Origin of the sequence: Streptomyces spectabilis (assembly GCF_008704795.1) — a bacterium.
GTDB classification, from domain to species: Bacteria; Actinomycetota; Actinomycetes; order Streptomycetales; family Streptomycetaceae; genus Streptomyces; species Streptomyces spectabilis.
On sequence record NZ_CP023690.1, the window covers coordinates 4,513,916 to 4,529,676 of the forward strand.

Below are 15,761 nucleotides of genomic sequence, written 5' to 3' on the forward strand. Positions count from 1 at the left end.
GGGGCGGCGGGACTTCAGTAGGACTTGGGCAGGCCCAGGGTCTGGTGCGAGACGTAGTTGAGGATCATCTCGCGACTCACCGGGGCGATCCGGGCCACCCGGGACGCGACGATCAGCGAGGCCAGGCCGAACTCGGCCGTCAGGCCGTTGCCGCCGAGCGTGTGCACGGCCTGGTCGACGGCCTTCACACAGGCGTCGGCGGCGGCGAGCTTCGCCATGTTCGCGGCCTCGCCCGCCGCCACGTCGTCCCCGGCGTCGTACAGGTGGGCGGCCTTGCGGGTCATCAGGCCCGCGAGTTCGAGGTCGACGTGGCACTGCGCGAGCGGGTGCGCGATCGCCTGGTGCGCGCCGATGGGGGCCTTCCACACGGTGCGGTCCTTCGCGTACTCGACCGCGCGCGCGAGGGCGAAGCGGCCCATGCCGAGTGCGAACGCGGCCGTCATGATCCGCTCGGGGTTGAGGCCCGCGAAGAGCTGGAGGAGGCCCGCGTCCTCGTCGCCGACGAGCGCGTCGGCGGGCAGCCGCACGTCGTCGAGGACCAGCTCGAACTGCTTCTCCGCCGCCTTGAGTTCCATGGCGATGGGGCGCCGCCGGAAGCCCGGCGCGTCCCGGTCCACGATGAACAGGCACGGCTTCAGGCTGCCGGTGCGGGCGTCCTCCGTGCGGCCCACGATCAGCGTGGCGTCCGCGATGTCGACGCCCGATATGAACACCTTGCGGCCGGTCAGGAGCCAGTCGCCGGTGCCGGGGTCCTTGCGGGCGGTCGTGGTGATGCGGTGCGAGTTGGAGCCCGCGTCCGGCTCGGTGATGCCGAACGCCATGGTGCGGCTGCCGTCGGCGAGGCCCGGGAGCCAGGCGCGCTTCTGCGCGTCGGTGCCGAAGCGGGCGATCACCGTGCCGCAGATCGCCGGGGAGACCACCATCATGAGCAGCGGACAGCCCGCCGCACCCAACTCCTCCAGGACGAGGGAGAGTTCGGCGATGCCGCCGCCCCCGCCGCCGTACTCCTCCGGCAGGTTCACGCCCAGGTAGCCCAGCTTGGCGGCGTCCGCCCACAGCTCGTCGGGGTGGGCGCCCTCGCTCACGACGCGGGTCAGGTAGTCGCGGCCGTAGCGGCGGCCGAGCGCGGCGACGGCGGCGCGCAGCGCGGCGTGTTCCTCGGATTCCAGGACTGTGCTCATGCCGGTCATGCTGAGACTTCCTCCCGAGACGTGGGTTCCTGGCCTGATGCCTGGCCTGATGCCTGCGCTGATTCCTCTGCTGATTCCTCTACTGATTCCTCTACTGATTCCTCTGCTGATTCCCGTACTGACTCCTGTACGACGGCGAGGAGCGCGCCCATCTCCACCTGTCGGCCCGGCTCCGCGTGCAGCGCGGTGAGCGTGCCGGACGCGGGGGCGGTGACGCGGTGCTCCATCTTCATGGCCTCCAGCCAGATCAGCGGCTGCCCCGCCGTGACCTCGGCGCCCACCGCAAGCCCCTCGGCCACCCGGACGACCGTCCCCGGCATGGGCGCGAGCAGGGAGCCGGGCTCCTGCCGGACGGTGGGCTCCGGGAGCGGGGGCAGCGCCACGAGGGTCACGTTCCCGACGTGGACCCGGCCGGAGTCGTCGTAGCGGGAGACCGTGAACTCCCGTCGTACGCCGTCGACTTCGAGGACCACGCGGTCGGGGGCGACGGCGAGGACGCGGACGCCGTCCGCCCGGAGGCCGTCCCTGGTGTGCGTGTACCGCACCTCGTGCTCGGTGCCGTCGGCCGCGTCGCGGTACCGCTTCACCTGCGGCTGCGAGCGCAGGTTGCGCCAGCCGCCGAAGCGGGACCGGCCGCGCGATTCGGCAAGGGCGGCGGCCAGCGGGGCGTACCGGACCTGCGGGCCCGCGTCGTCGGGCCCTGTCAGCTCGGGCAGGTGCCGGTCGTAGAAGGACGTGTCCACGCGCCCGGCGGCGAACTCGGGGTGGCGCAGCGAGCGGACGAGCAACTCGCGGTTGGTGACGGGCCCGTGGACCACGGTCCGCTCCAGGGCGCCCGCCAGCTTGCGGACGGCTTCGGCGCGCGTGGGCGCGTACGCGACGACCTTCGCCAGCATGGCGTCGTAGTGCACGCCGATGGTGTCGCCGCCGGCGTAGCCCGTGTCCAGGCGCACCCCGTCGGGCACGGCGAGGCGGTGCAGGGTGCCGGTCTGCGGGGCCCACCCGGCCGCCGGGTCCTCCGCGTACAGACGGGCCTCGACGGCGTGTCCGACGGGCCGGGGCGGGTGCGGCCCCTGAAGGGCGTGGCCCTCGGCGACGCGGATCTGGAGCGCCACCAGGTCGACCCCGCACACCTCCTCCGTCACGGGGTGCTCGACCTGGAGGCGGGTGTTCATCTCCAGGAAGTGCGGGGTGCCGTCCGCGGCGAGCAGGAACTCGACGGTGCCCGCGCCCCGGTAGCCGACCTTGTGGGCCGCGCGCGTGGCCAGTTCGTGGAGGCGCTCGACGAGCGCGTCGGGCAGGCCGGGCGCCGGGGCCTCCTCGATGACCTTCTGGTGGCGGCGCTGGAGGGAGCAGTCGCGCGTCCCGAGGGGCCACACGGTGCCGTGCGCGTCGGCGAGGAGCTGCACCTCCACGTGCCGCCCACCCTCCACATAGGGCTCGACGAACACCTCGCCGTCACCGAAGGCGCTCGCCGCCTCCGCCGACGCGGCAGCCAACTCGCCCGCGAGGTCGGCGAGTTCCCGTACGACGCGCATGCCGCGGCCGCCGCCTCCGGCCGCCGCCTTCACCAGGACGGGCAGATCGGCGCCGGTGACATCCGCCGGGGCGAGCGGCGCGATCCCCATCAGCTCCTTCGCCCGGGTCTTGGAGGCCATCGCCTCGATGGCCTCCGGGGGCGGCCCGATCCAGGTGAGCCCCGCGTCGACGACCTCGCGGGCGAACGCGGCGTTCTCGGAGAGGAAGCCGTAGCCGGGGTGGACCGCGTCCGTGCCCGTGGTCCGCGCGGCCGCCACGATCAGGTCGCCGCGCAGATAGGTCGCGGCCGGGGCCGCGCCGGGCAGGCGTACGGCCTCGTCGGCGGCGCGGACGTGCAGGGCGTCGGCATCGGCGTCGGAGTACACGGCGACGGTGGCGATGCCGAGCTCCCGGCAGGTGCGGAAGACCCGGACGGCGATCTCGCCCCGGTTGGCCACGAGCAGCTTCGAGATCACGGGGACCACCTCACATCCGGAAGACGCCGAAGCCGCCGCGCGCGCCTTCGTAGGGGGCTGTGTGCAGGGCCGAGAGGCAGATGCCGAGGACGGTGCGGGTGTCGCGCGGGTCGATCACGCCGTCGTCGTAGAGCCGCCCGGAGAGGAACATCGGCAGCGACTCCGCCTCGATCTGCTGCTCCACCATGGCGCGCAGGGCCGCGTCGGCCTCCTCGTCGTAGGGCTGTCCCTTCGCCGCGGCCGACTGCCGGGCGACGATCGACAGGACGCCCGCGAGCTGCTGCGGGCCCATGACGGCCGACTTGGCGCCGGGCCAGGCGAAGAGGAAGCGGGGGTCGTAGGCGCGGCCGCACATGCCGTAGTGCCCGGCTCCGTAGGAGGCGCCCATGAGCACGGACAGGTGCGGGACCTTCGAGTTGCTCACCGCGTTGATCATCATCGAGCCGTGCTTGATGATGCCGCCCTGCTCGTACTCCTTGCCGACCATGTAGCCGGTGGTGTTGTGCAGGAAGAGCAGCGGGATGTCGCGCTGGTTGGCGAGCTGGATGAACTGCGCGGCCTTCTGCGACTCCTCGCTGAACAGCACGCCCTGGGCGTTGGCGAGGATCCCCACGGGATAGCCGTGCAGGCGCGCCCAGCCGGTGGTGAGCGAAGTCCCGTACAAGGGCTTGAACTCGTCGAAGTCGGAGCCGTCGACGATCCGGGCGATGACCTCGCGCGGGTCGAAGGGGGTGCGCAGATCGCCCGGGACGACGCCGAGGAGTTCGTCGGCGTCGTACTTCGGGGGCTCGGCGGGCGGCGGATCGGCGTACGCCTTGCGCCAGTTGAGGCGGGCGACGACCCGGCGGGTGCGGCGGAGCGCGTCGTGCTCGTCCTGCGCGAGGTAGTCCGCGAGCCCCGAGGTGCGGGCGTGCATCTCGGCGCCGCCGAGCGACTCGTCGTCGCTCTCCTCCCCGGTGGCCATCTTCACCAGGGGCGGGCCGCCGAGGAACACCTTCGCCCGCTCCTTGACCATGATCACGTGGTCGCACATGCCGGGTACGTAGGCACCGCCCGCGGTGGAGTTGCCGAAGACGACGGCGATGGTCGGGACGCCCGCCGCCGAGGCCTGCGTGAGGTGTTTGAACAGGGCGCCGCCCGGGATGAAGATGTCCTTCTGCGAGGGCAGGTCGGCGCCGCCGGACTCCACGAGGTGGATCGAGGGGAGCCGGTTCGCCTGCCCGATCTCGTGGGCGCGGAAGGCCTTCTTCAGCGTCCAGGGGTTGCTGGCGCCGCCGCGCACGGTCGGGTCGTTGGCGGTGATGAGGCACTCGACGCCCTCGACGACGCCGATCCCGGTCACCATCGAGGCGCCGACGGGGTACTCGCTGCCCCAGGCGGCAAGGGGGGACAGTTCGAGGAAGGGCGTGTCGGGGTCGAGCAGCAGCTCGATCCGCTCCCGGGCGAGGAGCTTGCCCCGCTCGCGGTGCCGCCGGACGTACTTCTCGCCGCCGCCCTCCAGGGCCTTGGCCTGCTCGGCGTCGAGTTCGGCGAGCTTGGCGAGCATGGCCTCGCGGTGGGCGGCGTACTCGGGGCTCGCGGTGTCGAGCGCGGACGCGAGGACGGTCACAGGAGCACCTCCGGGATGTCCAGGTACCGGGAGCGCAGCCATTCGGCGAGGCCCTTGGCCTGGGGGTCGAAGCGGGACCGCGAGGCGACGCCCTCGCCGAGGATGCCGTGGACGGTGAAGTTGAGGGCGCGGAGGTTCGGCAGCAGGTGCCGGGTGACCTTCAGCGGCCCGCTCTCGGGGATCAGCTCCTGGAAGGCGTCGGCCGTCAGACGGTGGGCCAGCCACCGCCACGCCTCGTCGGTGCGCGCCCACACCCCGACGTTCGCGTCGCCGCCCTTGTCGCCGCTGCGGGCGCCCGCCACGTACCCGAGCGGAACCCTGCGGGTCGGTCCCGCGTGCGCCAACGGCTCGGGCAGGGGCGGCGGTTCGGCGTCGGCCAGGTCGCGGGTCCCGGCCGCCGCCGGTATCTCCAGGCGCCGCCCGTCCGGGAGGACCGCGACGTGCCGTACGGTGCCGGCCGGGACGTAGGCCGCCTCGAAGACCCCGTACGGCGTGCCCTTGCCGGGCGGGGCCGTGACGTGGAAGCCCGGGTAGCTGCCGAGGGCGAGCTCCACCGCGGCGCCGCTGAGGGCGCGGCCGACCGCCGCCGCGTCGGGGTCGCGGACGACGAGGCGGAGCAGGGCGCTCGCGCTCTCCTCGGTCGCGGCGTCGCGGTGGTCGGTGCGGGCCAGCTCCCAACGCACCTCGGCCGGGCGCGACTTGGCGCTGCCGAGGGCGTCCTCGACCTGGGCGCGGACCAGCTCGGCCTTGGCGTCGACGTCGAGTCCCGTGAGCACGAACACGACCTCGTTGCGGTAGCCGCCCAGGCGGGACAGGCCGACCTTGAGGGCGGGGGGCGGCGGCTCGCCGACGACCCCCTCGACCCGGACGCGGTCCGGCCCCTCCTGGCGCAGCCGCACCGAGTCCAGGCGCGCGGTGACGTCGGGGCCCGCGTACCGGGCGCCGGAGGTCTCGTACAGGAGTTGCGCGGTGACCGTGCCGACGTCCACGACGCCGCCCGTGGCGGCGTGCTTGGTGATGACGCAGGAGCCGTCCGCGTGCACCTCGGCGAGCGGGAAGCCGGGGCGGCGCAGGGCGGCGGGGTCGTGCTCGGTGAAGAACGCGTAGTTGCCGCCGGTCGCCTGGGTGCCGCACTCCAGGATGTGCCCGGCGACGACGGCGCCCGCGAGTGCGTCGTACGCGTCCGGGGCCCAGCCGAAGTGGGCGGCGGCGGGCCCGGTGACGAGGGCGGCGTCGGTGACGCGCCCGGTCACCACGACGTCGGCGCCCGCGCGCAGGGCCTCGGCGATGCCGAAACCGCCGAGGTAGGCGTGGGCGGTGAGGGCGCCGGGGAAGCGGGCGCCCAGGTCGTCGCCCTCCACGTGCGCCACGCGCGTGGGCAGGCCGAAGCGGGCGGCCGCCGTGCGCAGGGCCTTGGCGAGTCCGGCCGGGTTCAGGCCGCCCGCGTTGGCGACGATGCGGACGCCCCGGTCGTGGGCCTCGCCCAGGCACTCCTCCATCTGCTTCAGGAAGGTCTTGGCGTAGCCGAGGTCGGGGTCCTTGAGGCGGTCGCGGCCCAGGATGAGCATGGTCAGCTCGGCGAGGTAGTCACCGGTCAGGACGTCGAGGGGGCCGCCGGTGAGCATCTCGCGCACGGCGTCGAAGCGGTCGCCGTAGAAGCCGGAGGCGTTGCCGACGCGCAGGGGTCCGGGGGCCGTCACCCCCGCCCGCCCTTCGGCGCGCGCCCGGCGCCGGGTGGGCCCGCGAACGCCTGGGCGATGTCCAGCCAGCGGTCGGCGGCGACGCCCTCCGCGCGGACGGCGAGGTCGTCGCGGTGCGCGCGCCGGGTGACCAGGAGGCAGAAGTCGAGCGCGGGCCCGGTGACGCGCTGGGCGGCGTCCTTCGGCCCGTACGTCCACAGCGAGCCGTCCGGGGCGGTGAGTTCGACGCGGAACTCCTCGCCGGGGGCGTCGAGTCCGCGCACGGCGTGGGCATAGTCCCGCGCCCGCACCCCGATCCGGGCGACGTGCCTCAGACGGGCCGTGGGGGCGCGCGTCACGCCGAGCGCCTCGGCGAGGTCCTGGCCGTGGGCCCAGGTCTCCATGAGCCGCGCGGTCGCGACGGCCGCGGGCGACATGGGCGGCCCGTACCAGGGGAAGCGGGCCTCGGGCGGGGCGGCGCGCAGGGCCCGCTGGAGCGCGTCGCGGCCGGTGCGCCAGCTCTTGAGGAGCGCGGCGGGCGCCTTGGCCGCGCCCTCGCGGGCACCGTCGTCGACGAAGGTGTCCGGCGCCTTCAGGGCGGCGGCCGCCTGCGCGGCGAACCCGTCGGGGTCGGTCGCGGCGAGCAGCGCGGCCCGGTCGGTCCAGGCGAGGTGCGCGATCTGGTGGGCGACGGTCCAGCCGGGCGCGGGCGTGGGCAGGGACCACCGCTCGGGCTCCAAGGCGTCGACGAGGCGGTCGAGTTCGTCGCTCTCGTCGCGCAGATCGTCGAGTACGCCGATGACGGCGCGGGCGTCGGACACGGTGCGCTCCCCTCAGGGCACGGCGGTGTGCCCTGGGAGCATGGCAGCGCCCGGAGAAACAATCAAGCGTGCTTGGATTATTTTTCCGGGGTCGCCGGGGTCGCCGGACCCTCCTCGACCGGAGCCTCCGACGGGGCCGAACTCGCCCGCGCCGCACCGCCCTTGGACTCCTCCGGGAGCCCCTTCGCCCTGCCGCGCCCCACCTGGGTGCGCACCGCGCCCATGCTCGCGGCGATGACCAGGGTGATGGCCAGGCCCTCGACGAGGGTCAGGCCCTGGTCGAGGATGAGGAACCCGGCCACCGCGGCGATGGCCGGCTCCAGGCTCATCATGACCGCGAAGGTGGACGCGGGCAGGCGCCTGAGGGCGAGGAGTTCGAGGGTGTAGGGCAGCACGGAGGACATCAGGGCGACGGCCGCGGCGAGGCCGAGGGTGCTGGGCACGGTGAGCTTCGAGCCGGACTCCGCGATGCCGAGCGGGAGCGCGAGCACGGCGCCGACGGCCATGGCCAGGGCGAGCCCGTCGGCCTGCGGGAAGCGGCGGCCGGTGCGGGCGCTGAAGACGATGTACACCGCCCAGGCGGCCCCCGCGGCGAGTGCGTAGGCGACGCCGACCCGGTCGAGGCCGCCGAAGCCGCCGCCCCCGCCCAGCAGGAAGACGCCGCAGAGGGCGAGCCCCGCCCAGACCACGTTCACCAGGCGGCGGGACGCGAGGACGGAGAGCGCGAGCGGGCCGAGCACTTCGAGGGTGACGGCCGGGCCGAGCGGGATGCGGGCGACGGCCTGGTAGAAGAGGCCGTTCATGGCGGCCAGCGTGGCGCCGAAGGCCAGGACCGTGCCCCAGTCGGCGCGCGAGTGCCCACGCACGCGCGGCCGGCACACGACGAGGAGGATCACGGCGGCGAAGAGGAGCCGCAGCGTCACGATGCCGAGCGCGCCCGCGCGCGGCATCAGACTGACCGCGACGGCCCCGCCGAACTGCACGGAGACGCAGCCCGCGAGCACCAGCCCGATGGGCCCGAGCCCGGCCCCCCGCGCGGCGCCGCCCTGGTCGGCGGGCGCGATGCCCGCGGGTGCGGCGTCGGCCACCCCCGCCGCCTCCGGCTGCGCCACTGTGGCAGGGGCGGCCACGGCCGCCCGATCCGTCCGGGATACGTTCACATCAAGCCCGCCTCACAGTCCATCCTCCTGCACCCTCTCGTACAAGGTAATGGACCATGCCGGGGATGTCGAAGGTGTTCGCGGCGTACGGAGCCGGGCGGGGGCCGATGCGCCCCGTCGGCCGGGGCCCCGGCTAGGCCCCGTCGTCCAGGGCGTCGGCGAGCACCTCCGCCAGATGGCGTCCGCGCACCCCCGCCAGCTGCTCCAGCTGCGTACGGCAGGAGAACCCGTCCGCCAGGATCGCGGTGCCGGGCGCGGCCGCGGCCACGGACGGCAGGAGCTGCTCGTCGGCGCAGGCCTTCGACACCTCCCAGTGGCCCTTCTCGAAGCCGAAGTTGCCCGCGAGGCCGCAGCAGCCGCCGCTCAACTCGCCCGTCAGGCCCGCCTTCTCCCGCAGCCCGCGGTCGGCCGCGTCGCCCAGGACCGCGTGCTGGTGGCAGTGGGTCTGGCCCGCCACGGGCCGGTCCAGACGCGGGGGCCGCCAGTCGGGGGCGTACTCCTGAAGCGCCTCGGCGAAGGTGCGGACGGAGTCGGCGAGCACGCGCGCGTGCGGGAAGTCGGGGGTCTCACCGGCGAGCTCCACCAGGTCCGCCTTGAGGGCCGCCGCGCAGCTCGGCTCCAGGACGACGACCGGGGTGCCCGCCTCCAGGAACGGGCGCATCCGGGCGAGGGTGCGCCGCTGCACGGCACGCGCCCGGTCCAGCTGGCCCGTCGAGACGTACGTCAGACCGCAGCACACGTCCCCCGGCGGCAGCTGGACGGTCAGGCCCGCGGCCTGAAGGACGCGCACGGCGGCCCGCCCCACGGACGGCGCCAGATGGTCGGTGAACGTGTCCGGCCACAGCACCACCGCACGCCCCCCGCCGTGCGTCCGCGGCCGCCCGCGCCACCAGCGGCGGAACGTCACCGGAGCCACCCGCGGCAGCGCACGGCGCGGCTCGATACCGCCGACGCGCTTGGCCACGGCCGCGAACGGGGGCAGCGCGGCCAGGGCGTTGACGAGACGCGCGGTGCGCGTGGCCGCGACGGCGCGCAGCCAGCGCGGCAGCCAGCCGAGGGCGTAGTGCGCGGCGGGCCGCACCCGGCCCGCGTAGTGGTGGTGCAGGAACTCCGCCTTGTACGTGGCCATGTCCACGCCCACCGGGCAGTCGGACGCGCAGCCCTTGCAGGACAGGCACAGGTCGAGGGCGTCCCGCACCTCCGTCGACCGCCAGCCGCCGGTGACCACCTCGCCCGCGAGCATCTCGTGCAGCAGCCGGGCCCGGCCGCGCGTGGAGTGCCGCTCCTCGCCCGTGGCACGGAACGACGGGCACATGACGCCGCTGCCCGTTGTCGCCGCCGTCGCCGTCGTCGTACGGCACTTGGCGACGCCCACGCAGCGGCGCACGGCGGCGGCGAAGTCGCCGTTGTCGTGCCGGTAGCCGAAGGCCGTGGCGGGCGGGCCCACCGGCTCGCGCGGCAGGACCTCGAAACGGAGGTTCGCGTCGAGCGGGGCCGGACGGACCAGCATGCCCGGGTTCAGCAGGCCCGCGGGGTCCCAGAGGTCCTTGGCGCGCTCGAAGAGCCGCACCAGGTCCGGCCCGTACATCCTGGGCAGCAGCTCCGCGCGGGCCTGCCCGTCGCCGTGCTCGCCCGACAGGGAGCCGCCGTGCGCGACGACGAGGTCCGCGAGGTCTTCCGAGAACCGCCGGAAGCGGGCCACGCCGGGCCGCGTCAACAGGTCGAAGTCGATGCGGACGTGGATGCAGCCGTCACCGAAGTGACCGTACGGGGTGCCGCGGAGGCCGTGTTCGGCGAGGAGGGCGCGGAAGTCCTTGAGATAGGGGCCGAGGCGGGCGGGCGGGACCGCGCAGTCCTCCCAGCCGGGCCAGGCCTCGCTGCCGTCGGGCATCCGGGTCGCCGTGCCCGACGCGTCCTCGCGCACCCGCCACAGGGCGCGCTGCGCGGCCTGCTCGGTGACCACCACGGCGTCGCCGCAGTCCGCGGCCCGCGCGATCGCGGCGGCCCGGGCCCGCGCGTCGGCCGGGGTCTCGCCGCCCGTCTCCACGAACAGCCAGGCGCCGCCCTTGGGCAGCCCTTCCGCGTCCCGTACGAGGTCCGCGGCCATGCCCTCGACCGTGAGCGGCCCGTACGGCAGGAGTCCCGCGGCCGCCTGGGCCGCCGCGCTCTCGTCCGCGTACCCCAGGACCGCGAGCGCGCGGGCGCGCGGCGCCTCGACGAGGCGGACCGTGGCCTCCGTGAGGAGGCCGAGGGTGCCCTCACTGCCGCAGAAGGCGCGGGTCAGGTCGGGGCCGCCGCCCTCCGGGAGCAGGGCGTCGAGGGCGTAGCCGGAGATGCGCCGGGGCAGGTCGGGAAAGCCCGTCCGCAGCGGGGCGAGGTGGGCGTCGACGAGGGCCCGCAGTCCCTCCGGGGCCCCGTCCCAGGTGCCGGGCGCGAGCGTGACGGCGGCGCCGTCGCCGCGCACGACCGCCAGCTCCGCCACGTTGTCCGCCGTCGTCCCCCAGGCCACCGAGTGCGATCCGCAGGAGTTGTTGCCGATCATGCCGCCGAGGGTGCAGCGGCTGTGCGTCGACGGGTCGGGGCCGAAGGTGAGGCCGTGCGCGGCCGCGGCGGCCCTGAGCGTGTCCAGGACCACGCCCGGCTGGACCCGGGCCGTCCGGGCCTCCGGGTCCAGGTCCACGATCCGCGTCATGTACGCGGTGAAGTCGAGCACCACGCCCGTGCCGGTCGCCTGGCCCGCGATGGAGGTGCCGCCGCCGCGGGCCACCACGGGTGTGCCCCGTTCGCGGCAGACGGCCAGGGTCGCCGCCACGTCCGCCGCGTCGCGCGGGGCGACCACGGCCGTCGGGACCCTGCGGTAGTTGGAGGCGTCCATGGTGACCAGGGCCCTCGCCGTGGGCGAGGCGTCCACCGCGCCCCGCACCGCACGCCGCAACGCCCGCACGAGCTCCGCATCCTCACCCATGCCCCGAAGCCTGCCCCGCCCCCCGCCCCCATAACAGCACCCTTGCCAGGGCCGGGCCTGGCTCCGCCTCTGCCCCTGGGCCCTGGCCCGTCTGACCTGAGCAACCCAACGCCCGGGCCTGCCCCGAGCCCGCCCTGCACCGGGCCTGGCCCTGGCTCTACCCCTGGCCTGTCTGGCCTGGGCCGCCCAACACCCGGCCCTGCCCAGGGCCCTGGCTGACCCGGCCCGGCCAACACCCGGCTCTGCCCTGGGCCCTTGCTGACCTAGACCCGCCCAACACTCGGGCCTGGCCCCGGCCCTGACTGGCCTGAGCCACTCAAGGCCCGGCGCTGGCCCTGGCTGGGCTGAGCCCGCCCCACACCCGGACTCGGCTCCGGCCTCGGCTGGGCCTGTGGGACCCGACTCTGGCTCGGGGGCCCAGAGGGCCGGGCGCCGGGCGCGGCCCGTCCAACCCGGCTCTGGCCTGGCCTGCGCGTGGCGGAGCCTCGCCAACCGGCCCTAGCCGGAGTGGGGCCCGTCCAACGGCGCGACGGCACCTCGGCGCTGTGCCCACCTTCCCCGAGCTCTCGGCCTCGCTTCGCCCTGCGATGCGACCGCCCCCAGCGGGCACGGTGCGCACCACCGGGGCAGTCCCACCCACCCGCCCCCACCTAGTAGGACGAGGGGCCCGGGGCCCCACAAGCCCCCTCCCGCCAGGCCAGGCCCCGCCACGGACAACCCGTGGCCCCTGGGACACCACCCGCCTACGCCCCGCGCCACAGCGCCCCCCCAGGCCGCCCAGCACCGCGGCGGTCCCACCGGAGCGAGACCACGCAGAGCCAGCGCAGTCCCACCCACCACGCCCACCTGGAACGGCTTCGCGAAGCTCGGGCGATTCAGGTAGGCGGGCGGGAGGCAACGTGGGTGCTCGGTCCGGTGGGGGCGGGTGGGTGGGACCACCCCGGCGGCGCGCAGCGCAGCCCCTTGTCGCCGGGGCCGCACACAAGCCCGCAGGGAAAGGCACCACTCGCAAGCGCCACGCGCCGGGGCCCGGCCTGGCGGAGCCGGGGAGATTCGGGTGGGTGGGTGGGAAAGCAGCCGCGGTGGCGGCCCGAGCCCGGCAAGGGAGGGTGGGCAAGCCCCGCCCCGAGGAGGCCACCGCACGGGACGCCCCGTCTCGGGGGGTGGACGGGCGCCCCGCCGGAGCCCGAGGGGCGGATAGGCTCGCGGCGTGGCTGAGATCGAGATCCCCGCAGACATCAGGCCCACCGACGGACGCTTCGGCGCGGGCCCCTCCAAGGTGCGACCGGAGGCGCTGGCGGCCCTGGCCGCGACCGGCACCTCCCTGCTCGGCACCTCGCACCGCCAGGCGCCGGTGAAGAACCTGGTCGGCCGCGTGCGCGAGGGCGTGCGCGAGCTGTTCCAGCTCCCGGACGGCTACGAGGTGGTGCTCGGCAACGGCGGCTCCACCGCGTTCTGGGACGTCGCGACGCACGGGTTGATCGAGAACAAGTCGCAGCACCTCTCGTTCGGCGAGTTCTCCTCCAAGTTCGCGAAGGCGGCGAAGCTCGCCCCGTGGCTGGCGGACCCGACGGTGATCGGCTCGGACCCGGGCACGCACCCGGACCCCGAGGCCGAAGAGGGCGTGGACGTCTACGCGTTCACGCACAACGAGACCTCCACCGGCGTCGCCGCCCCGATCGCGCGGGTCGCGGGCGCCGACGAGGGCGCGCTGGTCCTGGTGGACGCCACGTCGGGCGCGGGCGGCCTGCCGGTCGACATCGCCGAGACGGACGTGTACTACTTCGCGCCGCAGAAGTCGTTCGCGTCGGACGGCGGCCTGTGGCTCGCCGCGTTCTCCCCGGCGGCGATCGAGCGGGCGCAGCGCGTGCACGCGAGCGGCCGCCACGTGCCGGAGTTCTTCAGCCTGCCCACGGCGATCGACAACTCGCGCAAGAACCAGACGTACAACACGCCCGCGCTCGCCACCCTGTTCCTGCTCGGCGAGCAGCTGGACTGGATCAACGGCCAGGGCGGCCTGGACTGGTCGGTGCGCCGCACGGCCACCTCGTCCCGCACCCTGTACGGCTGGGCGGAGGAGTCGAAGTACGCGGCGCCGTTCGTCACGGACCCGGCGAAGCGCTCGCAGGTGATCGGCACGATCGACTTCGACGACGAGATCGACGCGGCGGCGGTCGCGAAGGCGCTGCGCGCGAACGGCATCGTGGACACGGAGCCGTACCGCAAGCTGGGCCGTAACCAGCTGCGCGTCGCGATGTTCCCGGCCGTCGACCCGGCGGACGTCGAGGCGCTGACGCGCTGCGTGGACTACGTGATCGAGAGGCTGTAACCCCCCGGGCCCCGCACGCGGCGCCCGCACCACAGCACCCCGAAGGGCCCGGCACGCAGCGCGCGTGCCGGGCCCTTCGGCGTCCCCGTCCCTGCGGAACTCACCGGCTGAGCGCCTTGAACTTCCGTACGGCCAGCGGCAGGAACAGCGCGGTCACGGCCAGCGGCCACGCCACCGACATCAGGACGGCGTGCTGCTCGACCCAACTGGCGCCGCCCGCGCCTGGGTTGCCGAACAGTTCGCGGGCGGCCGTGCCCGTGGACGAGACCGGGTTCCACGCCGCGACGGGCGCGAGCCAGTCGGGCATCAGGGACGGCGCCACGAACACGCTGGAGATCATCGTGAGCGGGAAGGCCACCGCGTACAGGCCGCCCGCCGCCTCCGGGGTCGGCACGACGAAGCCGAGCCACACGCCGACCCAGATCAGGCTGAAGCGCAAGAGCAGCAGCAGGGCGAAGGCGGTCAGGGCGTTGCCCACGCCGTTGTCGGGGCGCCAGCCGATGGCCACGGCCGTGAGCGCGAGGATCGTCAGCTCGGCGCAGGCCACGACGAGGTCGGCGACGCCGCGCCCGGCGGCCACGGCGGAGGGTGCCATCGGCATGGAGCGGAAGCGGTCGATGACGCCCTTGGAGGCGTCGGTGACGACGCCCATCGCGGTGTTCATGAAGCCGAAGGCCATGGTCATCACGAACATGCCGGGCATCAGGAAGTCCTTGTAGTCGCCCTCGCCGCCGGGCACCTTCATCGCCTCGCCGAAGACGAATCCGTACAGGAGCACGCTGATGATGGGGAAACCGAGCTGCCAGGCGATCATGACGGGCATGCGCCGGAAGTGGGTCAGATAGCGCCGGGCGATGTTCAGGGTGTCGGCGACGGCCCACTGGGCCCGGCCACGCGCGGGGGCCGCGGCCAGGTCCAGGTCCCCGCTCAGGTCCCGTGTCAGTACGTCGCTCATGCCGCCGCCTCCGCCGGTGAGGTCTCCGCGCTCTTCGTGCCCGTCAGTTTCAGGAACACGTCGTCGAGGCTCGGCCGCCGCAGACCCAGGTCCTCCACGGCGACGCCCTCGTCGCGCAGGGTGCGGGCGACGTCGGCGAGGGCGCCGACGCGGTCGGTGACCGCGGCCCGCACGCGCCGCTCGGCGTCGACCGTCTCCGGTTCGCCGTCGGCGACGCGCGCCACGGCCTTCACCGCGGCGGGCAGGTCGGCCGCCGCGCTGACGACGACCTCCAGCTGGCTGCCGCCGATGGTGGCCTTCAGGCCGTCGGGGGTGTCGTCGGCGATGGCGCGGCCCTGGTCGATGACGGTGATGCGGGACGCGAGCCGGTCGGCCTCCTCCAGGTACTGCGTGGTGAGTAGAACGGTCGTCCCACTCGCCACCAGGTCCCGTACGGAGTCCCAGACCTCGCTGCGGCCGCGCGGGTCGAGGCCGGTGGTCGGCTCGTCGAGGAACAGCACGGACGGGGCGAGGATCATCGAGGCGGCGAGGTCGAGACGGCGGCGCATGCCGCCGCTGTACTGCCCGGCGCCCTTGTCCGCGGCGGCTTCGAGGCCGAACTGGGCGAGCAGCTCCCGGGCCCGGCGCTCGGCCCGGCGCGCGCCGAGGTGGAAGAGGCGGCCGAACATCTCCAGGTTCTGCCGCCCGGTGAGGATCTCGTCCACGGCCGCGTACTGACCCGTCAGGCCGATGCGGCCGCGCACGGCGGCCGCGTCGCGCACGACGTCGGCGCCGCCGACCGCGGCCCGGCCGCCGTCGGGGCGGACCAGGGTCGCCAGGACGCGCACGGCCGTGGTCTTGCCCGCGCCGTTCGGCCCGAGCAAGCCGTGGACCGTGCCGTGGGCGACGGTCAGGTCGAAGCCGTCCAGGGCCTTCTTCTCGCCGTACCGCTTCTCCAGGCCGCGGGCCGCCACCGCGTGCTCCCCGCGTGTGTGCTCACTCATCGAAGCTCCACCGTCCGTTCCCCTCGCCGAGCCCTGCTGAGTACACCGTACTCAATTGAGAGTACATCGTACCCAG

General features: G+C 74.8%; 10 protein-coding genes. 1 reads left to right on the top strand and 9 read right to left on the bottom strand.

Annotated elements, in window-relative coordinates; all coding sequences use genetic code 11:
- Positions 1–14: 14 nt before the first annotated feature.
- The 7 genes from CP982_RS19515 to CP982_RS19545 all read right to left on the bottom strand — a co-directional run bounded on the left by CP982_RS19515 (position 15) and on the right by CP982_RS19545 (position 11,418).
- Positions 15–1,181 (bottom strand): acyl-CoA dehydrogenase family protein, encoded by a 1,167-nt coding sequence (locus tag CP982_RS19515; protein WP_150511728.1) that lies wholly within the window; start codon positions 1,179–1,181, stop codon positions 15–17.
- Between the two features lie 5 nt (positions 1,182–1,186).
- Positions 1,187–3,184: an acetyl/propionyl/methylcrotonyl-CoA carboxylase subunit alpha gene (locus tag CP982_RS19520; protein ID WP_150511729.1), complete on the bottom strand. Its 1,998-nt coding sequence runs from the start codon at positions 3,182–3,184 to the stop codon at positions 1,187–1,189.
- A gap of 10 nt (positions 3,185–3,194) precedes the next feature.
- On the bottom strand, positions 3,195–4,793 hold the full coding sequence (locus CP982_RS19525; protein ID WP_150511730.1) for an acyl-CoA carboxylase subunit beta: 1,599 nt from the start codon (positions 4,791–4,793) through the stop codon (positions 3,195–3,197).
- Complete coding sequence (locus CP982_RS19530; protein ID WP_150511731.1) at positions 4,790–6,493, bottom strand: acyclic terpene utilization AtuA family protein; 1,704 nt, start codon at positions 6,491–6,493, stop codon at positions 4,790–4,792. The genes CP982_RS19525 and CP982_RS19530 overlap by 4 nt, the downstream gene beginning before the upstream one ends.
- Positions 6,490–7,293, bottom strand: coding sequence for a TIGR03084 family metal-binding protein (locus tag CP982_RS19535; protein ID WP_184925544.1), 804 nt, complete (start codon positions 7,291–7,293; stop codon positions 6,490–6,492). The genes CP982_RS19530 and CP982_RS19535 overlap by 4 nt, the downstream gene beginning before the upstream one ends.
- A gap of 77 nt (positions 7,294–7,370) precedes the next feature.
- Positions 7,371–8,423 (bottom strand): EamA family transporter, encoded by a 1,053-nt coding sequence (locus CP982_RS19540; RefSeq protein ID WP_372503383.1) that lies wholly within the window; start codon positions 8,421–8,423, stop codon positions 7,371–7,373.
- 163 nt (positions 8,424–8,586) lie between these two features.
- Entirely contained in the window at positions 8,587–11,418 is a 2,832-nt protein-coding gene (locus CP982_RS19545) for an FAD-binding and (Fe-S)-binding domain-containing protein (RefSeq protein WP_150511732.1), read from the bottom strand.
- A gap of 1,210 nt (positions 11,419–12,628) precedes the next feature.
- Here CP982_RS19545 and serC point away from each other — a divergent pair.
- Positions 12,629–13,747 carry a phosphoserine transaminase gene (gene serC / locus CP982_RS19550; protein ID WP_150511733.1) on the top strand — a complete coding sequence of 373 codons (1,119 nt, stop codon included), beginning with the start codon at positions 12,629–12,631 and terminating at the stop codon, positions 13,745–13,747.
- A gap of 100 nt (positions 13,748–13,847) precedes the next feature.
- On the opposite strand, the gene CP982_RS19555 is transcribed toward serC, so the two are convergent.
- The gene (locus tag CP982_RS19555; protein WP_150511734.1) at positions 13,848–14,702 is read right to left on the bottom strand and encodes an ABC transporter permease; all 855 of its coding nucleotides are present in this window, start codon (positions 14,700–14,702) and stop codon (positions 13,848–13,850) included.
- On the bottom strand, positions 14,699–15,685 hold the full coding sequence (locus CP982_RS19560; RefSeq protein ID WP_150511735.1) for an ATP-binding cassette domain-containing protein: 987 nt from the start codon (positions 15,683–15,685) through the stop codon (positions 14,699–14,701). The genes CP982_RS19555 and CP982_RS19560 overlap by 4 nt, the downstream gene beginning before the upstream one ends.
- Positions 15,686–15,761 lie beyond the last annotated feature (76 nt).

Excerpts from the sequence above, each read along its gene's own strand:
- CP982_RS19545 (WP_150511732.1), bottom strand. The coding sequence starts at position 11,418 with ATGGGTGAGGATGCGGAGCTCGTGCGGGCGTTGCGGCGTGCGGTGCGG.
- CP982_RS19555 (WP_150511734.1), bottom strand. The coding sequence starts at position 14,702 with ATGAGCGACGTACTGACACGGGACCTGAGCGGGGACCTGGACCTGGCC.
- CP982_RS19515 (WP_150511728.1), bottom strand. The coding sequence starts at position 1,181 with ATGAGCACAGTCCTGGAATCCGAGGAACACGCCGCGCTGCGCGCCGCC.
- CP982_RS19560 (WP_150511735.1), bottom strand. The coding sequence starts at position 15,685 with ATGAGTGAGCACACACGCGGGGAGCACGCGGTGGCGGCCCGCGGCCTG.